Source organism: Moorena sp. SIO3H5, assembly GCF_010692395.1.
GTDB lineage: Bacteria > Cyanobacteriota > Cyanobacteriia > Cyanobacteriales > Coleofasciculaceae > Moorena.
The window spans coordinates 1-5828 of record NZ_JAAHHS010000450.1 but is presented as its reverse complement, the minus strand read 5'-3'; the positions used below and the strand labels follow the sequence as shown (position 1 = coordinate 5828).

Genomic DNA, 5828 nt, shown 5'->3' with positions numbered 1-5828 from the left:
GTTGCTCGTAACTTTGCTCTAAATATCTATCGTTCTCATGACTTTTCAAATATGGCTCAGGCGCAAAGACGGTGCCAGTTTGGACTAGACACACTCAAGCGCATTTTCAGAATGAAATAGCCCTGCCAATCCAGACTGTTTTTGGTTGCTATACTATCGCTGATACCTGGAAGTTTTTGAGAGCAGAGGTTGAAGCCATAGAACAAGAGCGACCAATCATGCGCGTTGAATATTCTCGCGAATATGTAGGAAGGCTAGAATCTGAGACTATTTTTAAAATTTTGAAAGGAATTGTTGGTCTTAAAACTGAAGGGAATTCACAGTAAACTCTAGACTAGATTTTTTTAGCAATCTGAAGAACAGATAGATAAGAAGTTTCAATACTATTGCCCACTTCTAGCTCTAGTATTTCTTGAATCCCTTGAAACAAAGACTCTCGCTGCTTTGCTTCTAAAGCTATATAAGGTGACAAAGTACTCAAAAGCGCTATATATTTATCAATACTATAGGTAACGTCACACACCAACTGTTCTGACACTAAGTCTTGGAATTTCCCGGAATTAATAACAGTTTCTGCAATTTTGCTGAGGTTCTGTTGATGAGTTTCTATCTCTTCACAGGGTTTCAGAGAGGGAGCGTGAGTTTGATAGAGCTGATTCAAAAGTTGGCAAACTTCATGGTTCGGTTGAGGGGACGTATTCCATAGCAAAATCAGAAATCCATTATCTTTTAGAGCATCAGCTGTTTTTTGATACCGGATCTGTTTGGAAACCCAATGAAAAGAAGTCGCTGCTAACACAGCATGGAATTTACCAGTTTCTAGCTGCCATTCTTCAAAGGTACTATTGATAAATTCTACATCTGGATATTGGCTACAGTTATGTCGCGCTAGCTGGCAAGATTCCTGGCTGGGTTCAATAGCAACGATAGAGAAGCCCAAGTCAGCAAATGCTGTCGTAGCAATCCCCGGACCGCATCCTACTTCAAGAATAATCCCATCGGCAGGAAGTTGGGCTAACTCCACCGCACGGTTAATCAGTGGCTGAGGATAGCGTGGTCTGGCCTGGTCGTAAGCCTCTGCAACAGAAGAATACCAAGTTTTTTTCTCTTCCAAGTCTTTAGACTGGATAGCATTAAGTAGTTGTTTAATATCTTTCATCGTAAGCATTCAGCTATCAGCTGTCAGCCGTGAGCTGAAGCTCACGCTACGCGAACAGCTTAACATAAACCTCAAAAGGTAGAATTTAATAGTTCGAAATTAATCAGAATTTAAAGTCTCGGTAAAAGCCCAAGGCTGACGGCTGACGGCTGACAGCTGAATGCTTAAATTTACTATCACCCTAGTCCAACTAACTTTTCGCTCAATTCCCACAAGCGCTTAGCTTTTGAATCATCCATTGCTTCATTAGAAACTTCTTGAACAAAGGACTTACGACCTTCTTTTTGTCGATTACCCCAGCTCCAGTAAACGCCGGATTTATTATAGTCAGGATCAGCAACTACTGTTGCTAGTCTATCCCCTGCTAATTCCTGGGACACATAGCCTCCAGTAATGTTTTTCTGGAACAATGGGAATATTTTCTGGAACAGGGAATAGTGGTTCCGGAATAGAGCGGTTTCAGCAACACATCCCGGATAAAGGGAGTTGAAAACTATTCCGGTAGAGTCATGATAGCGCTGGTGCAGCTCTCGCATGGTCAGCATGTTACAGAGTTTGCTGTCCTTGTAAGCTTTGCCAGATTTAAAGGCTTTGCCATTAATCATTGAGATCGGGGGTTTGAATCCTTCTTCAAAACCCTTGAGGTCTCCCAGGTCTGGAGGTGCTGGAATCGGAATCTTTCCTCCCAATTCCTTAGGATTAGCAGTGACAGTTCCCACAATCACTAGCCTTGGCTGGGAAGAGGATGAATTCTTCAAATCCTCTAGCATCAGATTACACAGGAGGAAATGACCGAGGTGATTGGTAGCAACACTCAATTCATATCCCTCGGGATTTCGCAACGGTTCCTTTAATAACGGCAGATAGATGGCAGCATTGCACACCAAGGCATCGAGGGATCTGCCGGTTGCTCTGAAGGCATTCACAAACTGCCGGACACTAGCAAAGCTAGCTAAGTCAATATATAGCGCTGTATAGCTGTCTTTTGGTATTCCCACCTCTTGGGCAGCTTTTTGAGCTTTATCGAGATTCCGACAAGCCATCACTACATGCCATCCCCAGGTTTGGGCAAGAGCTCTGGCGGCTTGCAAACCAACTCCCGAGGAGGCCCCTGTAATAATGACCGTTGATTTATGATCGTTTTCCATTTCGTTTAAAATTGACCGATTGATCGTAACTTTATTAGGCTCTCACAATAAGTTGCGATCAAAAATAGTATCTTCGGTTACAGGTTAGAGGTTGAAGGTTGTTCGCGTAGCGTGGCCGAAAGGCCAAGGTTGAAGGCGGTTGAAGGTTGTTCGCGTAGCGTGGCCGAAAGGCCAAGGTTGAAGGTTGAAGGTTACAGGTTACAGGTTAGAGGTTGAAGGTTGAAGGTTGAAGGTTGACTGGTTGAAGGTTGACAGGTTGAAGGTTGACTGGTTGAAGGTTGAAGGTTGACTGGTTGAAGGTTGAAGGTTGACTGGTTGAAGGTTGACTGGTTGAAGGTTGAAGGTTGACTGGTTGAAGGTTGACTGGTTGAAGGTTGAAGGTTACAGCTAGCCAGTTACAGGTGGCAAGTTAAAGGTTACAGGTTGAAGGTTATAGGTTACAGGTTACAGCCGGTTAACTTTAAACCGGTTAACCTACCCTTCACCAAACGCCAAAGGCAAACAACCTTAAACCTTCAACCTTAAACCTTCAACCATTTAACCTTCAACCTTCAACCAATTAACCTTCAACCTTCAACCTGTAACCTTCAACGGTGAAAACCCTTCAAGCTGTTGCAACTTGACCACATTACCAATGACTGCGATCGCAGGAGCAGAAAACTGTGTTTCCTCAACCTGAGCCACAATGGTCTCTAAGGTTCCAACCAACTGTTCGGAGTCAGGTCGTGTGCCCCAGCGAATCAGCACTACTGGTGTTTGGGGATTCAATCCTGCTTCACACACTTCGGTGACAATCCGAGGCAGATTATGAACTCCCATATAAATCACAATGGTTTCTGAGCCATTTGCGATCGCATTCCAATTCACCTGAGGTCGATACTTGCCCACTGACTCATGACCTGTGACAAAGGTGACGGAAGAACTATAATCCCGATGGGTCAATGGAATTCCCAGATACGCTGGTGCTGCAATTCCTGAAGTTATCCCTGGTACCACCTCCACTGGCACCCCTGCCGCCATCAAATCCCCCATTTCCTCACCACCACGACCAAACACAAAGGGGTCTCCCCCTTTCAGCCGTACCACCACTGGATGAGAGTGAGCCTTTTCAATCAACAGCTGAGTTGTCTGTTGCTGCAACATGGAATGACGACCCCTGCGCTTTCCGGCATTAATCTGTTCCGCCTGGGGATTAATCATCTTCAACACTTGCGGACTGACTAGGGCATCATAAACTACCACATCTGCAAATTCTAATAACCCCTTTCCCTTCAAGGTCATCAATCCCGGATCTCCAGGACCTGCCCCAACCAAATACACCTTACCCAAACATTGATTGCTCACTACCTTCGCGTCCTTGATGTCTTCGTGGTTCATTTCTACCTAATCCCATCCATAATCAAATCAACCAATGCCTCACTCACCCCAATCGGTTTGCCGAGATTCAACTGCACTTGAGGGAACTTCTGCTGTATCTCCAGTAACATTTGTGCGATCGCATCGGTAATTCCTCCTTCAAAAAGAAAATATGCCAAAATGGCAATCTTTTTTGCTCCAGACTCTGTTAGTATAGAGACCTGCTCCCAAAGGGACGGCTGTACTGACCAGTAGGCCGCCACAGCCCCCAACTGGTTAGCTACAGCCCCCGTTTCTTCTTGACCCCCAGGGCGGCTCGTTCCATGGGACAACAAAATCTTGGCATCGCCCTCTAGCTTTGCCCATTGATTTGTCAACAGCCTCACCAAAGCTGGATTAGCTCCCACGTGAGGCAGTAGATGAATCACCATTTCATTACCTAAGTTCTCTTGCGCTAGAGATACTTGCCAAGGAATATCCTCCATGACATGTACTCCCCGCAATAGAAATAGGGGCAATAGTTTCATTTCCTTACAGCCAGCCCCTTTAGCGAGCTGAGCAAATCGGACAATTTGCTCATGTAGGGGTATATCAGCTAGTTCTAAAGTGGCTGTACCTACCAAAGGTTGACTGGAAAGACCGTTAGCGGTTAACAGATCACTGTCACCACTGTTGCTTTGTGGTGATATGTTTGGTGAGATAGTCTGTCTAGCCCTAGCCTCCTGAGAGGCTAGTCGGATTCGCAGCAACTCAGCCAATTGTTCCATAGCCCGCTGGGGACGTAGGTCATGGCTGCCGTGGGAGATTAACAGATACGCAGATGAGGGTGACAACGGTATATTGAACTACCTTGATCGAATGTGTTAAATAATACTATCTTGCCTAGAGAGACCATTTTGTATAAACTATTTCTAAAGAATGTTGCATTGTGCTAATTTCCTTGCTACTGCACCAGCATGATGCCTCGCACTCAAGTCTTCAAAAATCGGGATAAAACGAGATTTAAAGTCATAATTCGGACATTGACATTTCATTAGCGCTAGAGTATATTTGAGAAATAGGATACACGAGTTTTGTGACGATGCCAAGAAAAGTAGGAGCAACAAAAAGGATATCGACTCAAATCGTCCCTGTGGTAGGGATGACCAAGTCGGTTGAACTTGAATTGCTGTCTACGATGAGAAAGCTAGGCGTCGTTAGGGCTGAGTCTTACAACAAACTGGGAAGCATTAACCATTGGGGACTGGACTGGAAAAAGGCCATCCCGGAAGTAAAGAGCTTCAGGACTCCCGATACCCTGGGGCTGCCTGCTAAATTAATGGATTGGACTATCAATGATGTAGCGAAAGCTATTACAGCTCAGCAAGCAGCCTGTATCGATGCGGTAACAAAGAAAATCTATAGAAGGTTTACAGGGATTGAGAACCAAAAGACCAGAAAAGAACTTTGCCAACAGATTAAGACCTTAGCTTTTCTGGACAATCCACTTCTTCACAGACTTGTTAGGAAGGAATTTCAGAGAGGGCACTCTTGGGTTAAAAATCAAATAGTCTATCAACAAGTAGGATATAGCTGTAAGCGACTCTCTCGTAATACTTATCAGCTAGAAGTAGCAGGACGAATAAGAGGAAAAAGAAACAAAATAATTGTCAGGTCTAATCGTAAAATCAAAGGGCAGATTAGACTGATTTACAATCAACTATCGCCAAGGTTTGAAATTCATTTCCTTGTAGACCATGGGACTGTAGAAATCCCCGCTGAACGTCGCTCTGTAGGAGTAGACAAGGGATATACAGAGGCTTTCTATGACTCAGAGGGGCAGGCGCACGGGAAAGGCTTGGGTAAAATAGCTACCAGAAAGTCCGATCGTATATGTGCAAAAAACCGCCACAGGGGAAAACTCTGGGCGCTTCATAGAAAACTGGAAAAAATCGACCCAGCTAAGTCTGCTCGAATACTCCGCAATAATCTAACCAGAAAGACAGAAAACAAGCGCTACAGGCAAAATCAATCAGAGATTACGGCTGTCATAGGAGCGGCATCAAATAGTTCGGTAGAGCTCATGCCGTAACTCCAGTCACGAAGGAACCCGGTACTCGTATGCCGGCTTATGCTTGAAAACAAAACAAACACAAAGAAAGTGACGAACCAGACAAATAACGAAA

The 5828-nt window shown here is 44.7% G+C and carries 6 protein-coding genes; 2 read left to right on the top strand and 4 right to left on the bottom strand.

Annotated features, from left to right (window positions below; translation table 11 throughout):
• Nucleotides 1–71: 71 nt before the first annotated feature.
• Entirely contained in the window at nt 72–326 is a 255-nt protein-coding gene (locus tag F6K52_RS30970) for a hypothetical protein (RefSeq protein ID WP_293087968.1), read from the top strand.
• An 8-nt stretch (nt 327–334) separates the two neighbouring features.
• On the opposite strand, the gene F6K52_RS30965 is transcribed toward F6K52_RS30970, so the two are convergent.
• The 4 genes from F6K52_RS30965 to F6K52_RS30950 form a co-directional block, all read right to left on the bottom strand.
• Complete coding sequence (locus F6K52_RS30965) at nt 335–1159, bottom strand: class I SAM-dependent methyltransferase (protein WP_293087966.1); 825 nt, start codon at nt 1157–1159, stop codon at nt 335–337.
• A gap of 176 nt (nt 1160–1335) precedes the next feature.
• A complete protein-coding gene (locus F6K52_RS30960) occupies nt 1336–2307 on the bottom strand; it encodes a protochlorophyllide reductase (RefSeq protein ID WP_293087964.1) in 972 nt (323 codons plus the stop codon).
• A 573-nt stretch (nt 2308–2880) separates the two neighbouring features.
• Nucleotides 2881–3684, bottom strand: a complete 804-nt coding sequence (cobA, locus tag F6K52_RS30955) for a uroporphyrinogen-III C-methyltransferase (RefSeq protein WP_293087962.1) — start codon at nt 3682–3684, stop codon at nt 2881–2883.
• A gap of 2 nt (nt 3685–3686) precedes the next feature.
• Complete coding sequence (locus F6K52_RS30950; protein ID WP_293087960.1) at nt 3687–4496, bottom strand: sirohydrochlorin chelatase; 810 nt, start codon at nt 4494–4496, stop codon at nt 3687–3689.
• 248 nt (nt 4497–4744) lie between these two features.
• Here F6K52_RS30950 and F6K52_RS30945 point away from each other — a divergent pair, with 248 nt between their 5' ends.
• A complete protein-coding gene (locus F6K52_RS30945; protein ID WP_293087958.1) occupies nt 4745–5734 on the top strand; it encodes a hypothetical protein in 990 nt (329 codons plus the stop codon).
• The last annotated feature ends 94 nt before the right edge of the window (nt 5735–5828 follow it).